A 19,576-nucleotide genomic window follows, 5' to 3' on the forward strand; every position below is an offset into this window, starting at 1 on the left:
TTATACCTCCGACTGGTCGCTGAGCGGTTGGTCGCCCACCGCCGTGTCGTCCGGGGTGAGATCGAGCCACCGGTGATCGCCGCTCGTATCTCTGTCATGGGGATCGCCGACCACGAGCCAGTCGATGACCCGGTCCGCCGAGTTGGTGTCGACGAAGTCGAAGTTCTCGCGCCGGAACTCCTCGACCTTCGAGAGGTCGAAGTCCTCGTTCTGCAGGGCCTTGAGCAAGTCGTCGAAGGTCACGCAGATCTTGCCGGGCGCCACGGAGTCGTAGTCGCGGTGGAATCCGCGGATCACCGAGTAGGTGTCCTTGTCGTACGCGTAGAACAGGATCGGCCTGTCGAGCAGCGTGTACTCGTAAATGATCGACGAGTAGTCCGTGATGAGCACGTCGGTGACGTGCAGCAGGTCGTTGGTGTCCGGGAACGACGCGAAGTCCAGCAACCGGTCGGAGTATTCCTCGGGAATCGGCACGGGTTCCGTGATGAAGTGGTGCATCCGGAAGAGCACGACGTACTTGTCACCGCAGGCCTCGTAAAGCCTTTCGAAGTCGATGCGGTTGTAGTCGTAGTGCGCGTCGCCGATGCTCTTCCCGCGGAAGGTCGGCGCGAACAGCACGACCTTCTTGCCCTTGAGCTTGGGGTTGTCGACGAAGAAGTCGTCGACGACCTTGCGGGAGTGCTCCTTGTCGAGAAACGTGTCTATTCGCGGCAGACCGGTCGGCACGACGGCCGACTCCTCGATGCCGAAGGCTTCGGCGTACACCGGTACAAGGTGCTGGGAGCCGGTGATCACGTACGTGTACTTGCGGTGGGCGTTGGTCAGCTTCGGCGAGCCGTACCGTCCGAACCGGCTGTAGCCGACGGACTTGAATCCGCTTCCGGCATGCCAGAGCTGGATGATCTTGGTCTTGGGGGAGATGCCCAACTGCGCGAGGAGACCGAAGTAGTCGTCCATCAGAACGACGTCCGACGTTGCGAGCAGGTAGATGAGGCGGAGCGTGCTCCACTTGTTGGCCGTGCTCGGTATTCGGAACGAGTAGCGGAGCGAGTACTTCTTGTCGAGACCCCGCTCGATCATCCGGTCGTGAACGCGTACCAGGTTGCCGCCGAGGGCGGTGCGCATCTCGGAGGCGAACAGGATCCGGTTGCCGCGCGGCGGGTTCAGGCGACGTGAGAGCGAGTAGACGCGGTTGGCCAGCTTGCGGCGCCTGGCTCGCGGCAGTATTCGCAGGCCTATTCGGGTGCCGAGCGGCTTCTTCGGACCCTTCTTGCCCTTCTTGCCTCCCCCGGCGCTGCGGAACAGCTGATAGGTCCGCATGAGGAACTCGGGGTGCTCGTCGTCGTCCGAGATGCCGAAGTTGATGACGTACACGGTGCGGTTGCGGTCGTAGAGGAAGCTTCGGGAGTCGACGTCGAGGCGGTCCACGGCCGTGAGATCGAAGTCGGCGGCCGGCAGCCGCTCGTCGCCGGCCACCGGAACGATTCGCCAAGTGCCGTTGGGAACATGGCGACGGTTCTCGAAGTTGGTGACGTTGATATCCAAACGGTGTTGTTCGGCATCTATTTGCCGAGAGTTCACCGGGAATTCGCGCTCACCGTCGACGATCAGGAAACGGAGAGTACTAGGATCTCCACTGAAACCCGAGACGACCGCGGTGAGAGAAAGGTGTACACGCTCCCAGTTAATCGCCGCTATTGAGCAACGTGCCATCGTTGTCCTTCCGTCCGTGAACCGTCGCGTAGTCGTGAGGCCTGCGCGCCGGGTCCGGAGCCTGCCCGCGCCAGGTTGGGCGACTGAGGGAGCATAGCGTATTGACTGGGCTGCCCCGGGCCGTGCTGACCCCCGGATCGTCGGTGAAGTCCGGCCGCTGATCGAGCCGGCACGCCTCGTGTAACGACCTTCGTTTGTCTAGGACGAACGGATCGTGAAGTCGACGCGTTGAACCGGCTTGCCGCCTTACCGGGCCAGCGTACTGCCCCGGCCCGGTGCCAGTAGCCACGCGTGTTCGCCGAGTGCGCATCGCGGGCGATTACTCCCGCTTTTCACCTTTGAGTGGCTGGACCGATGCAGTGGGCGAGGCGGCGTTCGCAGAGCGGGACAGGGGACAGCGTTTTGTCACCACCCATGAACAGTACGTAGTTGCCATGGGTCCTTTTCGCGCATCGCCGGCGAGAACACAGGTGGGCGGATCCGCCCACCTGGCGGTCGCTGGTCGGCTCAACGGCTCGGTGAGTTCGACGGCTTCGAACCGCTCCAGGACCTGATCCGGCCGTTACATGATCTTGCGTAGACTGTTGGTCCGGTGAGACTTAATCCCCCCGGAAGCGCAGATAAAGTGATCTCATCTATTTGTTGTGTTCTCTGGGGGGAGACATATGGGCTTTGCGCCCTCACGTCGGTCCATGGCTGACCCGGTCAAAGTGTCGGTTGTCATCCCGGTCTACAACGCGGTCGACCATCTGCCGGAATGCCTGCAGTCGATCGTCGACCAGACGATCGGCTTCGCGAACATCGAGGTCGTCGCGGTCGACGACGGGTCCACGGACGGCAGCGGTGCCGTGCTCGACGCGTGGGCCGAGCGGTATCCCGGACGGATCCGGGTGACGCATCAGGCGAACTCCGGTGCGCCGGGCGGGCCCCGCAACCGGGCCATCGAGATGGCCGAGGGCGAGTTCCTGTTCTTCGCCGACCCCGACGACTACCTGGGCACCGAGGCGTTGGAGCGCATGGTGGCCGCCGCCGAGCGCAACGACTCCGACGTGGTGCTCGGAAAGATCAAGGGCGTGGGCCGCAAGGCCCCCGTCACGCCGTTCCGGGAGAACGTCGAGGGGGGTGACATCTTCACCACCAAGGCCGTCTGGACGCTGACCGCGCACAAGATCTTCCGGCGCTCCCTGGTCATGGAGCACGGGCTGCGGTTCGCGGAGGGCCTTCGCCTGGCCGAGGAACAGGTGTTCATCGTGCCGGCCTATCTGCTCGCCCGGTCGATCTCCGTGGTCTCGGACTACGACTGCTACTACCTGGTGCGCCGTGACGACTTCCCGCACCTGACTCAGCAGACCCCGGACCCGGTTCCGTTCTACGACAACGTGCGCGACGTGTTGAACATCGTCACGGCACAGGTCCCGCCCGGCGAGAAGCGCAACACGCTCCTGTACCGCTGGCTCAGCCTCGAGGTGCTCGGCCGCTTCGGCAACGGCTTCGCCGGGCTCCCGCAGGAGACGCGTGCGCTGTACGTGAAGCTGGCCGACGAGCTGCTGCGGGACTTCTTCCCCGAGGAACTGGTCGCGCAGCTGCCGCCGCTGGCCGCTCTGCGCTGCCTGCTGATCTCCCAGGGACGCCTTGAGCAGCTCACCGCGCTGACCACTCTGGTCCCCAAGCCCAAGCCCAAGCCCAAGCCCAGACTCACGCCCAAGCCCAAGGCGGACTCCGGGCCGCAGCCCGCGACGGAGCAGCACGCCGCGCCGACGACCGCGCCGACGACCGCGCCGAAGGCGGCGCCGACGTCGGCCTCGGCGGCAACGAAATCCGCGCCCGACGCGGGCAGGCTCCCGATCAACGTGCGCCCGGCGCGGGGCCGTTCCGCACTCACCAGAATCCTGGCCGTCGGCCGCCGCGGGATCCGAGGCCGTCGCGCCGGCTCCGCCCCCGGGCCGGCCACCGAACCTGTTCGGCTTCCGTAAGACGCTCGGGCCGCCGCGTGCAGCACGCGGCGGCCCGAGCGTCTTATGTGCGGGACGCGACCCCGGTCACAGCTCCCGGCTCTGCTCCAGCATCCGGTCGACGACGCGCGCGGAGGCATGACCGTCGTCCAGGTCGCAGAACAAGTGGTGGAAGCGGTCGAACCGGTCCTGGTACTTGGCCCGGACCTGATCGATGTCCCGGATCGCGTCGACCAGTTCCTTGGAGTTGTCGATCAGCGGGCCGGGTGAGTCCTGCTCGAAGTCGAAGTAGAACCCGCGCAGTGTGTCCCGGTAGTGCTCCAGGTCGTACGTGAAGAACAGCATCGGCCGCTTCAGGTGTGCGTAGTCGAACATCACCGACGAGTAGTCCGTGATCATGATGTCCGCCGCGAGGTACAGGTCGGCGATGTCGGGGTACTCCGAGACGTCGAACACGAAGCCGTTGCCCGCGCCAGGGACCTGGTCGACCACGTTGGAGTGGCGGCGGATGAGCAGGACGTGGTCGTCCCCGAGGCGGCGACGCGCGTCCTCCAGGTCGATCCGCAGGTCGAACCGGTACTGTCCGGCGCTGTGGGACTGGTCGTCGCGCCAGGTCGGCGCGTACAGCACGACCTTCTTGCCCTCGGGCAGCTTCAGCGTCTCCTTGACCTGCGCGGCGATCTTGTCCCGGTCGGGGGAGTACAGGTAGTCGTTGCGCGGGTAACCGGCCTCCTGTATCTCACCGTCGTAGGAGAAGGCGCGCTTCAGGATCGGCGTGGAGAAGCGGTTCGACGAGACGAGCAGGCTCCAGTTCTTCGCCTCGAGGGCCAGGCGGTTCTGGTACTCGCGGTCGAAGTGGAGGGTCTCGATGTCGTGGCCGATCTTCTTCAGCATCGTGCCGTGCCAGGTCTGCACGATCACCTGACCCGGGCGGCGCACGACCCACTCGGGCAGGTGTCCGTTGGTGACGATGTAGCGAGAGGTGGCCAGTGCCTCGAACCACTCCCGGCCCCACATGCGGACCTTCTCGGCGGTCGGCGGCAGGACGACCTGGCCGTCGCGCACGGCCCACAGGTACTTCAGGCCGCTGTTGCGGCGCAGCAGCTCCTCGTGCATCGCCCGCGGGCTGTCCGAGTACTGCTTGCCGTTGTAGCTGAAGAAGAAGACCTGGTCGCGCAGCGGCAGTTCCCGGGCGGGCTCGTAGACCTCGCGGCGGTGCTGGAGCTGGCGGTACGGTCCGCGCTCCAGGTCGCTCAGCTCGGAGCGGCAGTTGAGCTGCGGGAAGTCACCCCAGCGGTTCTCGAACCAGTAGCGGCGACCGTTCAGTTCCGCGTGGAGCGGGAACTGGGACACGGCCAGGCGGTCGATGACGAACTCGGTGTCCGGTACGGCCGCGTCCGCCGAGCGCAGCAGCAGATTCCACCGGCCGGCCTTGAGCGGGACCCCGCCGGAGCCGCCCATCACCGACGGGTCGAAGGACGTGCGGAAGCTGCCGTCGTCGGACCAGTCGACCGGTGTGGCGCGCTCGTCGTAGCGGTTGCGGGCCTTGAGGACCAGCTCGGAGCCGACCAGCTTCGGGCTGGTGCGGCCCTCGATCGCGATGCGGCCGTCGCGCAGGGCGACGTCCGTGATCGTGGCCCGGCGGGTCCGGCCGAAGATCTTCAGATAGCCGTTGTGGCCGGAGACGACGGCGAGTTCCCGGTGTGCGCCGGGCTCACCGAAGGACGCGGGCAGGTCGAAGGAGAGATCCTCGAGACCGTCCTTGACGACGCTGCCGAACTGGCGCTCGGTGCCGTCCACCGCGGTGGCCAGCAGGGCCGTGCTCCAGAGCCGACGGTCGAGCTGGGCGTTCTCGTCGACGGTGTCGTCACCGAGCAGCGCGACGTCGGCCAGCGGCACCCGGGCGTCGAAGGTGGTCCGGGTGCCCTGCTGTGCCACGGCGACGGGGTACTTGCGGACCTCGCCGCTCTTGGCGTTCGTCAGCCGAAGCGCCAGCGTCTCGCCCGGCTTGAGCGGGACCCGGATCTCACCGGCCACCGCGATCGAGTCACCGTCGAGCCCTCGGTCGGTGATCAGGGCGCGGACCTTCTCGATCCGCAGCTTGAGGGCGCCGCGCGTGACGGTCGGCAGCAGCCGGAAGTTCTCGTCGAGCCACTGGTACGGGGGGAAGTTGGCGGCGGAGCCGCCGCGGGCCCAGACACCGCTGCGACGTACCAGGCCGGAGGCGTAGACGTTGATGCCGACGTGCCAGAGCCCTTCCTGCCAGCTGCCGCCCTTGCGCAGCTTGGCGGGGTCGAGCTCCAGCTCCCAGCCGGCCCAGTCGTAGTTGTAGCGCTCCTGGCCGGAGTCGGTGGTGCACTCCGGACGGTGGACGTTCCTGGCCGGCAGGTACATGCGGCGGCGCGAGCCCTCCCGCTTGATCTGCACGACCTTGACGCTGCTGCGCTTCGACGGCAGGTCTATCTTGTCGATGTAGGCGTTGCCGGACAGCCGGAGCTTGCCGTCGTGCCAGGTCACCGACTGCAGCGGGGCGCGCAGCGCGAGGTCGCCGTCGATGCGCAGTGCCGACTTGGGCAGTTCGAGACCGCTCTCCTCCAGCGTGCGGTAGCTGGCGTACTTGCGGAAGGAACCCGACACCTCGACCGGCTCCTTGCGGCGCTGGGAGGCGAGCAGGGCGATCAGCTCGGGCATGGCGTGCTTGCGCACCAGCAGCCACTGGACCCGCAGATCCGTCGGCAGACCCATCACGATCTTCGGGTCGACGGTGTCGAGGTAGCGGTTGGCGGCTTCCAGGAAGGTTTCGTGGAACTCCGCCGTCGCGTCCGGCAGCACCCGCAGGAACAGCCGCAGGTCGTCGCGGAGCACCCGGTCGTCGTACTGGTTCTTGTACGCGGTGAACTCGGTGCCCGGCTGCCGCGACAGGTAGTCGCTGACCATGCTCACAGCGGTGACCCGGTCGCGGACCGCCTGGGGTTCCTTGCGGCGCTGGGTGATCGACGGCGCGGACTCGCCCTCGCGCAGCCGCCAGAAGTAGGTCGGCTCGCCGATGATGTCGATGGCCTCGGCCCGGTAGTAGGCGGGCAGCACCACGGGTATGTCCTCGTGCAGGATGCCCTCGGGGAAGGAGAAGTGGTGCTTCTCCCAGAAGGCGCGCCGGAAGACCTTGTTGCAGGCGATGCGGTCGGCCACCAGGCGGGGGTTCTTCGATATGTGCGTGCGCTTGCGGGCCTCGCCGGCCAGCATCTGCAGCAGCGGCACCTGCCAGGACTTCTCGCCCTTGAGGTGGAAGACGTTGCCGGTGGCGAAGTCCGAGCGGGACTCGTCGAGGCTGGTGACCATCAGCCGGTAGGCGTCCGGCGGGATCACGTCGTCGCTGTCGACGAAGGTCAGATACTCCGAATCGGCCGATATGTGAGAGATGCCCGTGTTGCGGGCGGCTCCGAGTCCGCCGTTCTCCTTGCGGATCAGCCGGAACCGCGCGTCGCGGTCGGCGTACTCGGCGGCGATGGCGGCCGATCCGTCGGGCGAACCGTCGTCGACCATCAGGACCTCGAGGTCCCGGAAGGTCTGCGCGGCGAGCGAGTCGAGGCAGGCCGGCAGGTAACGCTCGACGTTGTAGATCGGGACGATGACACTGAGCCGAGGGGCCATGGCTTGGTGATCTCCTTTCGGGGTCAGGCCCGCTCGACCAGTTCGAGAGCCTGGGTGGGGGTCGGGGCGTGGCGGCGTTCGTCGAAGGGGACGACGGGCGGCAGGCTCTCCTCACCGAGGAAGACGCGTCGTACGACCCGTTCCGCTGCGTGCCCGTCGTCGAATTCACAGAAACGCCGGCGGAACGTGTCACGGCGCTCGGTCGTCTCCGGGCTGTCGTACGCGCCGGAGGCGAGCAGCCGCAGCAGCTCCGCCTGTGTGGTGGCCACCGCGCCGGGCGGTTCCTGGAGCAGGTCGAAGTAGGTGCCGCGGACCGCGGAGTAGACGTCCCAGTCGGGGACGTAGCTGATGATCGGGCGGTCCAGTACGGCGTAGTCGAACATCGCCGAGGAGTAGTCCGTGATCAGGGCGTCGGCCGCGAGGTACAGCTCCTCCACCCGGGCGTGCCCGGAGACGTCGACGATGCGGCCGGTGCGGCGCAACTCGTCGACGTGCGGGGAGTTGCCGTAGAAGTAGTGGCCGCGCACCAGCAGGGTCACGTCGGGCCCGAGTTCGCGGGCGAACACGGCCAGGTTCAAGGGGGGCGTGAAGCCCGGCTGGTACTCGCGGTGCGTCGGCATGTACAGGAAGGCCTTGGTGCCGTCGGCCAGGCCGAGCGCGGCGCGGGCCGCGCGCACGTCCGCGGACGTGGCGCTCACGAGGACGTCGTTGCGCGGGTAGCCGGTCTCCAGCGTGGTGTACGAGCAGGGGTAGACCCGCTCCCAGATCACGGTCGAGAACTGGTTGGCGCTGATGCTGAAGTCCCAGCGGTCGCACCGCTCCAGGAGCTTCTCGAAGTCCATGTCGGTGGAGGCCGGGTACTTCTGCTGGTCCAGGCCCATCGTCTTCAGCGGCGTGCCGTGGTGGGTCTGCACGTGGATCTGGCCCTCGCGCTTGATCACGGAGTCCGCGAAGTTCACATTGTTCACGAGGTACTTGGCGCGGGCCAGCGCCGCCCAGTACTCGCGGGAGCCCACACGGACGACCCGCACGCCCTTGGGCACCCGGTCCGCGTTCTCCGCGCGAACCGCCCAGACGCGGCGCATGTCCGGGGCCAGCCGGGCCAGTTCGGCGTCGATGGCGGCGGGGTTGCAGGAGACGCTGCGGCTCCAGTAGGCGGAGAACAGCACCAGGTTCTCGTCCAGCGGCAGCCTGCGCTGCGACCGGTAGAAGGCGCCCATCGCGACGCGCTTGGACCGGTTGAGCGTGGTGCGGACGCGGGTCTTGACCTGCTGGCGGAGCTTCACCGCCCTCAGGGCGCTCATCATCGTCGTGTAGGCGTCGCGCTCCAGCATCCCGTACTTGATGCCGCGACCGCCGCCCGGCCGGGTGAAGCCCTTCGGCACGCGGGCGCGGTAGTCGGCCGAAGCACGGTGGAAGAACTCTGCGCGCGCGTTCTGCGGCAGGCGGCCCGGGCGCTCCAGGACGGTCAGGTAGTGGTCGATCATCTTGCGGAACAACGGGCCGCGCCACTCGGCGAGTTCCTCGTGCGCGTCGAGGTAGTCGAAGACCCGCCCGTACTGGTCGAAGACGTCGAAGTGCTTGCGGCTGACCGTCTTGAGGATGTTGCCGCCCTCGCGCCGCTGCCGATAGTGCACGCAGACCCGGTCCAGCACGGCGATCTGCTCGGCGCTGATCAGGGAACAGAACGTCCAGGGGGCGTCCTCGTAGTACCCGGACGGGAAGGTGAGCCCGGTCCGGGTGATGAAGTCGCGCCGGTAGGCCTTGTTCCACACGATCTGGAGCAGGTCGAGCAACTGGGGACGCTCGGCGAGGGAGAAGGCGTCCGGGCCCTTTTCCTTGAGCAGGTCGGCCCGCAGGTTCGGGCGGACGCGGCCGTCCCAGTAGGTGCGCGCGTAGTCGAAGACAAGGATCTCGGGATCGCCCGTGGCCTCGAGCCGGTCCCGAATGGCAGACAGGGCACCGTCGGACAACGTGTCGTCACTGTCCAGGAACAACACGTAATCGCCGGTGGCCTTGTCCAGTCCGGCGTTGCGTGCGCGCCCCAGGCCCACGTTTTCCGTGAGGTGAATCACGTGAATCCGGGAGTCACGTTTCGCGTACTCGTCGAGAATGGCCCCTGACCCGTCCGGCGAGCAGTCGTCGACCGCGATGATCTCGAAGTCCGTGCAGTCCTGACCAAGTACCGAGTCAAGGCACTCCGGCAGATAACCCTGAACCTTGTACACGGGGGCGACGAGAGAGAATTTGGGCATCCTTACAACCTGTTCCGAGAACTGACCAGGGGACTGCGGGCTGGGACCGGAACGCGCTCCGGACACCGCTCGGGCATGGAGTGCGCCGCCGCATCAGCGTAGAGGATTCAAGTGGAGTTTCTGTGGGCACGGTAGCCGGGCAATCTGTGCGCGGGCACAGCGGGAAATGGCCGGATCGGCTGCCCGAATGGGCCGCTCGGAGGCGGCAGGAGAACTTCCTCACATTCGGCCCCCCTGTCCTCTTCACCGACTTGCGTCGGGTTCCGCCTCATGTGCCCGACTCGATTTCCGTGACCCATGACCGAGTCTGCACGCGGCGACGGAGGCCCGGAAGGCGTGAGAGTGAGTTGGCAGGTCACGGGCGGAGCCGGATCCGGCGGCGCGCATGGGCTGCGCGCCCCGGCCGAGTGCTGCGAAGGCGTGCGAGGGCGGCGAAGGCGTGGTCGTGTACGCCGACGTGGTCGTGTACGCCGACGTGAGGGTGATTTGTCATGTCTGCGGCCTGCCCCCGTCGGCGCCGACCCCTCCTGGAGGGCGTGATTCGTGACCATGCTGTGACAGGCGCGGTGTGTACATCGAGAACCTCACCGGCCCTGCGTCGAGACCAGGTGGGCCGGGCCGGGGGCGGCCGGGCTCAGATGCGGCGGTGCGGCTCAGGGGCCGCCGAGGGGGCGGACGGCCGGGCGGGTTCGCGGCGCGGGCCGGGGAGCGGGAGGTCCGCGGACAGCCGCTCCGCCATCCTGGCCCGGTGCTGGACCGCCGCCGCGCACAGGTCCCGTACCGCACCGGCGAAACGGTCCCGGGACGGCGGCTCGGCCGGACCCAGCAGACGCAGGGCCAACACGGCGCGCTCCCCGGCGAGTTCATCCCGCTCCGGATGCCGCACCGCCTCGAGCAGCGCCGGCACACCGGACGCGTCCGGCGTCAGCACGGTCGCCGCCGCCACCGTCGGGAACGACTTGCGGAACACGTCCTCGGCCAGCGCGCTGGTGTTGGCGACCGCGTACGGCTTGCCGCTCGCCAGGAAGTCGCTGATCACGCTGGACACGTCGCTGATCAGCAGGTCGGCCCGGTTGAAGCAGGCGTAGAGCGGCGGCCGGGCGTCCGTGACGACCTGGTGCTCCCACTCGGGCAGCGACGCCCAGTACGCCTCCTCCCACGCGTCCGTCGCCCGCCGTACCGCCTCCGCCCGCCCGGGCTCCGGCGCCGGCTGCCGCAGCATCCGCTCCGCCTGGTCCGCCGCCGACCGGAAACCGGCCGCGGTGAGCCGGTCCAGCTCCGCCGTCCGCCGGGACAGGCACGTGGCGGCCGAGGCGTCGGGCCGGGGTCCGCCCCGCTCCCGGTTCGCCGCCCGCACCAGCTCCCGGATGCGCAGATCTGCGGCCCGGGCGCGCGGATCCACCGACCCCGTCAGCGGATGCGGCTTGTACAGCAGCCGTACGCCCGGGTCCGCCAGCAGCGCCCGCACCAGGTTCTCCCCGGCCGCGACCACCGATGTGTTGCCGGGGTTGCCGTCCCAGCCCTCCCAGGTCGGCGCGTACAGGACGGTCGTGAACGCCCCGGGCGCGGGCGGCCCCGCGTACGGCCGTACGGCGTCCAGCTGCGGGCGGCCGATCTCCACCACGTCCTTGTCCTCGACGCCGACCTCCGCAAGCGCGTACCGCTCGCGCGCCGCGGGGCCCGCCACCCACACCTCGTCGTACGCCTTCGCGTACGGGTTGCACGAGGACAGCTTGTCGCTCTCCCCGTGGTTCACGAAGGCGTGCTTGATGGTCGGGATGCGCAGGACCTGCGAGGTCTTCCCGGAGTTGGACGGGTGGAGGAGGACACGGAGCGTCGAGTGCTCCAGGCGCATCAGCGTGGACACCTTCGGCAGGCACACCACCGGGATGTCGGTCGCCGCGATCCGCTGCACCATGTGCCGCTCCCGCAGCACGATCACCGGCCGTCCGTCCAGCCCGGCCAGCGGCTCCAGCCACATGTTCGCCTGGTACGCCGAGGAAGCCCCGCCCGAGAAGTACAGGCCGACGGTGGGCCGGTACCGGGCCAGCCACGCGTCGAACCAGTCGAGCACCTCCTGCTCACCGGCGGGCCGGCGCCCCGGCAGCAGCCGCAGCAGCAGCGCGCCCAGGCCCGTCAGCGCCGCCGCCAGGGACAGCGTGAGCCCGGCCGCCCCGTACACCGGCGCGTCGGTCGCCGCCGTCACCAGCAGCCCGGCCGTCGCGGGCAGCCCGAAGGCCGCCAGCCGGTGCCCGGGGCGGCGCAGCAGCACCGTGGGTGCCGGGGTCAGCCGCAGCGCCGAGGCGTCGATGTTCCGGGTCACCACGGGCAGCGTGCGGGTGCGCCGGACCAGGACGGAGACCGCCTGGATCGCCCAGTGCAGCGCGTAGAAGACGAGCAGCCCGGCGACGAGCGGGGCGTAGGCGCCCTCCCGGTGCTGCTCGCCGAGGCGCAGCAGGCCCACCACGAGCAGCAGGTCCCGCAGCACGTGCCGGACCGTGACGTCGGCGTGCGACTTGGCGAACAGCGACACCATGCCCCGCTGCCATCGGTGCAGCGCCCCCTCGGCGGCCAGCGAACCGGCGCTCGCCGCGAGCAGCAGCGGCACGTGCGGCAGCAGCGCGCCCAGGGCCTGTGCGGCGAAGGCGGCCGCCAGCACGCCGAGGACCAGCAGCTTCACGGCGGTGCGCCGCCCGGGCAGGCCGAGGCGGGGAGGCCGGGGCAGGCGGGGCGGGTGGGGCAGGCGGGGGAGACGGCGGCGGGGCGGGGTCGTGGGCACTGCGGTCGCTCCAGGCTCGTCGCGCATCGGACAACCGGGTTAACGCCCGGTGACCGCCCGACGACACGCGCGTGTTGACCTTTCCCCTCGGCAGGCGGAGACGCACGGCGGGAGCACGGACCGGGACGCGACGGATTTCATGCCCCCTGTCCGCAGCCTGAACTGTGGTGCGGCGCGCGTTCCCCTTCGCGTAGATTGCCTGGCGAGCGCAGGGATCGGCGCGTGTCGACGGGAGAGGCGGACGGGGCCGTGGCAGGGGCAAGGCCGGGGACAAGGCAGGCCGTGGGCGAGGCCCGCAGGATCGTCGTCAAGGTCGGTTCCTCCTCGCTGACCACCGCCGCGGGCGGCCTGGACGCCGACCGGGTCGACGCGCTCGTCGACGTGCTGGCCAAGGTGCGCGGAACCGACAAGGAGATCGTCCTCGTCTCCTCCGGCGCCATCGCCGCGGGCCTCGCCCCGCTGGGCCTGCGCCGCCGCCCGAGGGACCTGGCCCGCCAGCAGGCCGCCGCCAGCGTCGGCCAGGGGCTGCTGGTCGCCCGTTACACCGCCTCCTTCGCCCGCTACGGCGTCCGCGTCGGCCAGGTGCTGCTGACCAGCGACGACATGAGCCGCCGCGCCCACCACCGCAACGCCTCCCGCACCCTCGACAAGCTGCTGGCGATGGGCGCCTTCCCGATCGTCAACGAGAACGACACCGTCGCCACCGACGAGATCCGCTTCGGCGACAACGACCGCCTCGCCGCCCTCGTCGCCCACCTGGTCCGCGCCGACCTGCTGGTGCTGCTGTCCGACGTGGACGGCGTGTACGACGGCGACCCGAGCAGGCCCGGCACGTCGCGGCTGGCCGAAGTGCGGGACATGGCCGACCTCGCGGGCGTCGACATCGGCAGCGCGGGCAAGGCGGGCGTCGGCACCGGCGGCATGGTCACCAAGGTCGAGGCGGCCCGGATCGCCGCCGCCGCCGGCATCCCCGTGGTGCTGACCAGCGCGGTCCACGCGGCCGACGCCCTGACCGGCGGTGACACCGGCACGTACTTCCACGCCACCGGCAGGCGCTTCGCCGACCGGCTGCTGTGGCTGCAGCACGCCTCCGCCCCGCAGGGGGCGCTCGTCCTCGACGACGGTGCCGTACGGGCGGTCGTGGAGGGCCGCAAGTCGCTGCTGCCGGCCGGTATCGCGGGCGTCGAAGGAGACTTCGCCGCGGGCGACCCCGTCGAGCTGCGGGACGGCACGGGCCGGGCGGTGGCCCGGGGACTGGTCAACTTCGACGCCAAGGAGATGCCCCGGCTGATCGGCCGCTCGACCCGGGAACTGGCGCGCGAACTCGGACCCGCGTACGAACGCGAGGTCGTACACAGGGACGATCTGGTGATCCTGCACCCGTAATGGGTCGAAACGTCCCCGAATCGGCGGTGGACGTTCCGCAAAACCGCCCCGCGATCTCGCGCGGCCTGCTCAACTTTCCTCAGGGACAAGCCCGGCCGACCACCGGGCCGAGCCGTGTGCGTGAAGGAGGCCGTCGTGAGCGGAGTACGCCCTGGGACGGCGGCACCCCGCGGTGGTACCGCCTCCCGCGGTGGTGCGGGCGCCCGCGGCGCCACCGGCGCGCGCCCCGGCGGCGCCCGGGGTGCCAACCGGGCGCCGGGCGAGGAGCGTGCCCTCACCAGCGTCGCCGCCGGCGACCGGTTCCGCGGCGAGGAGCCCGAGCACACCCCGCGCCTGTGGCACGTCACCCTCAGCGTCTCCGGCGCCCGCGCCCCGCTCACCGAGGTGCGCCGGGCGCTCGAACAGCTCGCGCACGACCACCCCTTCCTGCTGACCAGCCGGTACGCCGACGACCACGCGGAAATCCGGTACTGGGAGGAGGCCCGCGACCTGCACGACGCCGCCGCCGTCGCCCTGCGCCTGTGGGGCGAGCACCGGCAGACCGCGGGACTGCCGCCCTGGGAGATCGTCGGCCTGGAGGTCATCGACCGGGCCACGTACCACCAGCGCATCGCGGCGGGGTACGGACCGGCACCTGCGACGCCCGTCGGGGTGCATCCGTTCTAGGGCGTCTCACCAGCCGCCGGTGCCGATTTCGGTGCGGGAGGCGAGGCGAGGCCGTTGCTCCGCTTCCTGGTCTGCGACCGTCAGGTTGCCGTGGTGCCGCTCGATCCCGAGAACACCCGCCGTGGCGCCCTGTGCACGCGTGGGCCGGCGGTCGTCGCAACGCTGTGCGCACGGTTCTTCCAGGCATGGGAGACCGCCGTCCCCTCGGGCAACGCGCGATCCGGGGAAGGGCTCACCACCGGTGAGAAGCTGCTGCTGAGGTCGCCGGCGAGTGGTCTGACGGACGACGCCGCGGCCAAGACGGGCCCGGCCGACCGTCCCCGACCGCTCCCGGCATCGGCGGGGCGTGGCTGATCCGGATCGTCGGCGCCTCCGGGGGGGCACCCACTGATCACGGTCCGGTGTGTGCGTCGTCCCCGGCTGATCACGGACCCGCGACCACTGGTTGCCCAGTCATTACGCGGAGCGGCTCGCCTGAGGGTGCGGCGCCGGTTCGGTCGCGGAAGGCGTGTGTCTCGGGCTTCGGAACGACCCGTGGGCGTCCCTGCCCGGCCCATTACGCTTTCCCCCATGACCACGCTCTCGCCGTACGACTCGATGTCACCCGTCGCCCGGGCCGCCTACCGGGCCAAGTCCGCCGCGGCCGACCTCGCGCCGCTGCCGCGGGCCGCCAAGGACGACGCGCTGCTCGCCGTCGCGGACGCGCTCGAGGTCCGTACCAGCGAGATCGTCGAGGCCAATGCCCAGGACGTGGCCAAGGCCCGCGCCGCCGGTACCAGCGAGGCCATCATCGACCGGCTCACCCTCACCCCGGAGCGGGTCCGCGCCATCGCCTCCGACGTGCGCGACGTCGTCGCGCTGCCCGACCCGGTCGGCGAGGTCGTGCGCGGCTCCACCCTGCCCAACGGCATCGACCTGCGCCAGGTCCGGGTGCCGCTCGGCGTGGTCGGCATCATCTACGAGGGCCGGCCCAACGTGACGGTCGACGCCGCCGCCCTGTGCCTGAAGTCCGGCAACGCGGTGCTGCTGCGCGGCTCCTCCTCCGCCTACCAGTCCAACACCGCGCTGGTCCGGGTGGTCCGCGACGCCGTGGGCGGTGCTGGGCTGCCCGCCGACGCCGTGCAGCTGGTGCCCGGCGAGAGCCGTGACAGCGTGCGCGAGCTGATGCGGGCCCGCGGCCTGGTCGACGTGCTCATCCCGCGCGGCGGCGCCTCGCTGATCAACACGGTCGTCCAGGAGTCCACCGTCCCCGTCATCGAGACCGGCACCGGCAACTGCCACGTCTACGTCGACGCGCAGGCCGACCTCGACATGGCCGTCGACATCCTGATCAACTCCAAGGCCCAGCGCGTCAGCGTCTGCAACGCCGCCGAGACCCTCCTGGTCCACCAGGACATCGCCGCCGACTTCCTGCCCCGCGCGCTGGACGCCCTCGCCGAGGCCGGGGTCACCGTGCACGCCGACGAACGCGTGATGGCCTACGCCAAGGACTCCGGCGCGACCGTCGTCGAGGCGACCCCCGAGGACTGGGAGACCGAGTACCTGTCGTACGACATCGCGGCCGCCGTCGTCGACTCCCTGGACCGGGCCGTCGAGCACATCCGGCTGTGGACCTCCGGCCACACCGAGGCCATCGTGACCACCTCGCAGCAGGCCGCCCGGCGCTTCACCCAGCTGGTCGACTCCACCACCGTCGCGGTGAACACCTCCACCCGCTTCACCGACGGCGGTCAGTTCGGCTTCGGCGCCGAGATCGGCATCTCCACGCAGAAGCTGCACGCCAGGGGCCCGATGGGGCTGCCGGAGCTGACCAGCACCAAGTACATCGTCACCGGTGACGGACACGTACGCCGCTGACGGCCGGCGGCAGGCGCACCGATCGGGGCATCTCACCCACCGGATGAATTTCCCCGCCGTCTGCCCAAAACGACCCCCCAGGTCTAGTCTGGTCCCGTGCCGGAGGACGTGGGGGGCACGCCGTTCCCGGACGGCAGGGAGCCCGACGACGACCACGACCGCGGGGTGTCGGACGAAGAGTTCGCCTCCGTGGTCTTCAACGAGGCCTTCGTACAGGCGGCCGCGGTGCACGAGCCGACCGCCGTCGAACGCCTCCTGGCCGCCGCTGAGGCGAGAGCCGAGGCCACCGAGGCGGAAGCGGCCCGCCGCGGCCGCAGCAGAGCCGAGCGCTACGACGACGGGTACGGCGATTTCGGCCATGATCCCGACCTCGACGACCCGGACGACGACCGCGACCTCCTCGACCGCCCGTACGGCGCTCCCGCGGCCTACGGCAAGCAGGTCCGCTGGCACCGGCCCGTCGCCTGGCTGCTCGCCCTGGCGATGGGCATCGGCATGGTCGCGCTGGCCTTCGTGGCCGTCTACCGGGGCGCCTCCTCGGGCAGCGGCCCGCAGCAGGTGCCGCCGCCCGCCTCGACCGGCCCCGAACAGGGCGGCACCGTGACGCCCTCGGCCTCCGCCGACTACTCCCAGCCGGCCGTGTCGGTGATTCCGCGCAGCCCCTGACCTGCCCCTCGGACGGCGCCAAGCTGTCCCAACTTGACTGGCACCGGCGCGTTTACGCGCCCCTGCGCAGACTCACTCTGAAGGTATGGCAGGGCTTGGCGGTCCGCCCGGAGGAACGCCCGACGGCGCCCCCGGAGGCGGAGAGGACGAGTACCGATCCGTCGTCTTCGACGAATCGTTCGTGCGCGCTGCCCGGCTCCAGGAGCTCTCCGCCCAGGAGCGCATCACCGACCACGCGCCCGCCGTACGCCGCCGCCCGCCCCTGCGCCGGGCCGGACTGTCCCGGCAGGCACTGATCCTCGTCCTGCTGATCGCCGTCGCCTTCGGCACCGCCATCTACATGGGCGTACGGCACCCGTACCAGAGCCCCGCAGGGGAGCGGGCCGCCGAGCCGGCGCGGATGACCCTCGTCCCGCTCGCCCCGCGGGACCGGGTGCCCGGCGCCGACGACGCCGCGTTCCTGTACGCGCACAGCCCCGCCGCGCACTTCCGGACCGCGGCCGAGGGCGTCCCGCTGCCGGGGGCCCGGCGCACGGCGCACTTCTCCGAGGACCAGGTGCTCAACGCGCTCACCACCGCCAAGAACTACATCGTGCGCTCGGCGCTCGACCCGGACGTGCTCGGCGGCGGCCAGGCCCGCTCGGTGCGGGTGCTGCTGGATCCGGACCAGCTCCGGCAGTTCGACGAGAGCTTCGACGCTCCCGCCGCGGACGGCCGGCACGCGCCCACCGGATGGCTGATCCGCTTCGACCCCGCCCGGGCCGAGCTGGCCGATCCCGAGATCCGGGTGGACGGCAGCCTGCGGATCGTGGAGAGCGACGCGTCCACCCTGGAGGTCACCGCCGACCACACCATGGTCTACGCGCTGCGGCCGGCCGGCGACGCCCGGGCCGAGGAGTCGCTGTTCACCGTCCGGCGCGAGCTGCACTTCCGCTTCGACCGGGACGACCTCCGGCTGCACCAGACCCGGCTCGTCGCCTCCTACGTCCAGGCCGGGCCGCTGTCCTGCGCCGAGGACTCGGCGAACCACCTGCGCCCGCTGCTGGCCGGCCAGGAGGCCGGGGCCGGCGTCCCCGCCGGCACCGACCCGTACACCACGGACAACGCCACGGCCCTGTGCGGCAGCCTCGCCGAGGGTGCCCAGCCGAAGGTGTGAGCGGGGCGGGATCAGGCGCCGTCGCGCGGTGCGCCGTCCCGCGGAGACTCGGGAGCGCCGCCCTCGGGCTCCCCAGGCCCCTCAGGCCCCTGGGGACCGTCATCGGGCCCCTCCGCCGGCCCGCCCCCGTCCTTGGGCGGCCTCGGCTGGGAGCCCGCGAAGCCGCCGAAGCCCCGCCGCATCCGGTCGCCGAGGTCACCGGCGCCGCCCGCGATGTCGTTGACCAGCTTCATCAGCGGGTCCTTGGAGTTGCGCACATGCGTGGCGTAGCTGGACGCCGACTCCCGGAAGGAGTCCCGGACCGAGGTGTCCTTGTCCTCGTCGCGCCGCGGGTAGTGGCCGTCCATGGTCCGCTGGTACTCGCGGGAGGCCGCCCACTTCTTCAGCTCGGCGGCCCGGACCGTGGTGAACGGGTGCGAGCGGGGCAGCACGTTGAGGATCTTCAGCACGGAGTCGCGCAGGTCGCCACTGGCCTCGTACTCCTCGGCCTGCTCCAGGAACGCGTCCACGTTCATCTCGTGCAGGTGGTTGCCGCCCGCGATCTTCATCAGGCCCCGCATGGAGGCCTGCAGGTCCTGGCCGACCAGCAGGCCCGCGCGGTCGGCGGACAGCTCCGACTTGCGGAACCACTCGCGCAGCGCGGTCACGATCGCCATGATCGCCACGTTGCCCAGCGGGATCCAGGCGACCCGGACCGCCAGCGAGGTCAGGAAGAGCAGTATCGTCCGGTAGACCGCGTGCCCGGACAGGGCGTGGCCGACCTCGTGCCCGACGACCGCCCGCATCTCCTCCTCGTCGAGGAGCTCGACCAGGCCCGTGGTGACGACGATGATCGGCTCGTCCAGGCCGATGCACATCGCGTTCGGGGCCGGGTCCTGCTTGACGTACATCGCGGGGACCTTCTCCAGGTCCAGGATGTAGCAGGCGTCGCGCAGCATGACGTTCAGATGGGCGAACTGCCGGTCCGAGACGCGCACCGAGTCGGACAGGAACAGCAGCCTCAGGCTCCGCTCGGGCAGCAGGCCGCTCAGCGCCTTGAAGACCGTGTCGAAGCCGCTGAGCTTGCGCAGCGCCACCAGCGCGCTGCGGTCGGCCGGATGCTCGTACGCACGCGAGGAGATTCCGGGGAAGCGCCTGCGCTGCCTGCTCGGCACGTTCTCGTGCCCGTTGTCGTGGCCGTCGGACATCTCTTCCCCCATGTGCGTATGTGTGACCTGTACGTATGTCTGGCCTTTACGAACCCTTGTGCGGTCCTTTGCGCCCCCGGAGCCGGGTCCAGCCTAGGTGGATATACCGTGGACGGGCAGTACGTCGAAGGAGTCCACACCATGCAGCACATCCCCCACGCCGACTGGCTCGCCGGGGCCGCGACCGCCGCCGAGCAGCAGGGGCCGGGGAATCTGCTCCGGATCGTCCTGATCGTGATGGTGGTGGGCTGTGTGCTGACCGCGTGGTTCCTGCTGCGGGGGTACAAGCAGAAGGACGACTGAGGAGA

12 protein-coding genes are annotated in these 19,576 nt (G+C 70.2%); 7 read left to right on the forward strand and 5 right to left on the reverse strand.

Annotation, left to right across the window (positions count from 1 at the left end; genetic code table 11):
- Complete coding sequence (locus ABS735_RS04850; RefSeq protein ID WP_373900149.1) at positions 1-1,545, reverse strand: CDP-glycerol glycerophosphotransferase family protein; 1,545 nt, start codon at positions 1,543-1,545, stop codon at positions 1-3.
- A gap of 860 nt (positions 1,546-2,405) precedes the next feature.
- Here ABS735_RS04850 and ABS735_RS04855 point away from each other — a divergent pair.
- Positions 2,406-3,686 (forward strand): glycosyltransferase family 2 protein, encoded by a 1,281-nt coding sequence (locus ABS735_RS04855; protein ID WP_373900150.1) that lies wholly within the window; start codon positions 2,406-2,408, stop codon positions 3,684-3,686.
- Between the two features lie 66 nt (positions 3,687-3,752).
- On the opposite strand, the gene ABS735_RS04860 is transcribed toward ABS735_RS04855, so the two are convergent.
- From ABS735_RS04860 to ABS735_RS04870, 3 genes are all read right to left on the reverse strand, one after another.
- The gene (locus ABS735_RS04860; RefSeq protein WP_373900152.1) at positions 3,753-7,316 is read right to left on the reverse strand and encodes a CDP-glycerol glycerophosphotransferase family protein; all 3,564 of its coding nucleotides are present in this window, start codon (positions 7,314-7,316) and stop codon (positions 3,753-3,755) included.
- 23 nt (positions 7,317-7,339) lie between these two features.
- Positions 7,340-9,571 carry a bifunctional glycosyltransferase/CDP-glycerol:glycerophosphate glycerophosphotransferase gene (locus tag ABS735_RS04865; protein ID WP_373900153.1) on the reverse strand — a complete coding sequence of 744 codons (2,232 nt, stop codon included), beginning with the start codon at positions 9,569-9,571 and terminating at the stop codon, positions 7,340-7,342.
- A 634-nt stretch (positions 9,572-10,205) separates the two neighbouring features.
- Positions 10,206-12,377, reverse strand: coding sequence for a hypothetical protein (locus ABS735_RS04870; RefSeq protein ID WP_373900154.1), 2,172 nt, complete (start codon positions 12,375-12,377; stop codon positions 10,206-10,208).
- 255 nt (positions 12,378-12,632) lie between these two features.
- On the opposite strand from ABS735_RS04870, the gene proB reads away from it, so the two are divergent.
- From proB to ABS735_RS04895, 5 genes are all read left to right on the forward strand, one after another.
- Positions 12,633-13,736: a glutamate 5-kinase gene (proB, locus tag ABS735_RS04875; protein WP_476755825.1), complete on the forward strand. Its 1,104-nt coding sequence runs from the start codon at positions 12,633-12,635 to the stop codon at positions 13,734-13,736.
- Between the two features lie 135 nt (positions 13,737-13,871).
- Positions 13,872-14,402 (forward strand): hypothetical protein, encoded by a 531-nt coding sequence (locus ABS735_RS04880; RefSeq protein ID WP_373900156.1) that lies wholly within the window; start codon positions 13,872-13,874, stop codon positions 14,400-14,402.
- Between the two features lie 570 nt (positions 14,403-14,972).
- A complete protein-coding gene (locus ABS735_RS04885) occupies positions 14,973-16,259 on the forward strand; it encodes a glutamate-5-semialdehyde dehydrogenase (RefSeq protein ID WP_373900157.1) in 1,287 nt (428 codons plus the stop codon).
- Positions 16,260-16,355: 96 nt separating this feature from the next.
- The gene (locus tag ABS735_RS04890; RefSeq protein WP_373900158.1) at positions 16,356-16,925 is read left to right on the forward strand and encodes an SCO2584 family spore wall biosynthesis protein; all 570 of its coding nucleotides are present in this window, start codon (positions 16,356-16,358) and stop codon (positions 16,923-16,925) included.
- Between the two features lie 85 nt (positions 16,926-17,010).
- Complete coding sequence (locus tag ABS735_RS04895; protein WP_373900159.1) at positions 17,011-18,081, forward strand: SCO2583 family membrane protein; 1,071 nt, start codon at positions 17,011-17,013, stop codon at positions 18,079-18,081.
- 11 nt (positions 18,082-18,092) lie between these two features.
- On the opposite strand, the gene ABS735_RS04900 is transcribed toward ABS735_RS04895, so the two are convergent.
- Positions 18,093-19,268 carry a M48 family metallopeptidase gene (locus ABS735_RS04900; protein WP_373900227.1) on the reverse strand — a complete coding sequence of 392 codons (1,176 nt, stop codon included), beginning with the start codon at positions 19,266-19,268 and terminating at the stop codon, positions 18,093-18,095.
- A gap of 141 nt (positions 19,269-19,409) precedes the next feature.
- On the opposite strand from ABS735_RS04900, the gene ABS735_RS04905 reads away from it, so the two are divergent.
- Positions 19,410-19,571, forward strand: a complete 162-nt coding sequence (locus ABS735_RS04905) for a hypothetical protein (RefSeq protein ID WP_205350983.1) — start codon at positions 19,410-19,412, stop codon at positions 19,569-19,571.
- Positions 19,572-19,576: the final 5 nt, after the last annotated feature.

It is taken from the genome of Streptomyces sp. MMCC 100, assembly GCF_041538145.2.
GTDB lineage: Bacteria > Actinomycetota > Actinomycetes > Streptomycetales > Streptomycetaceae > Streptomyces.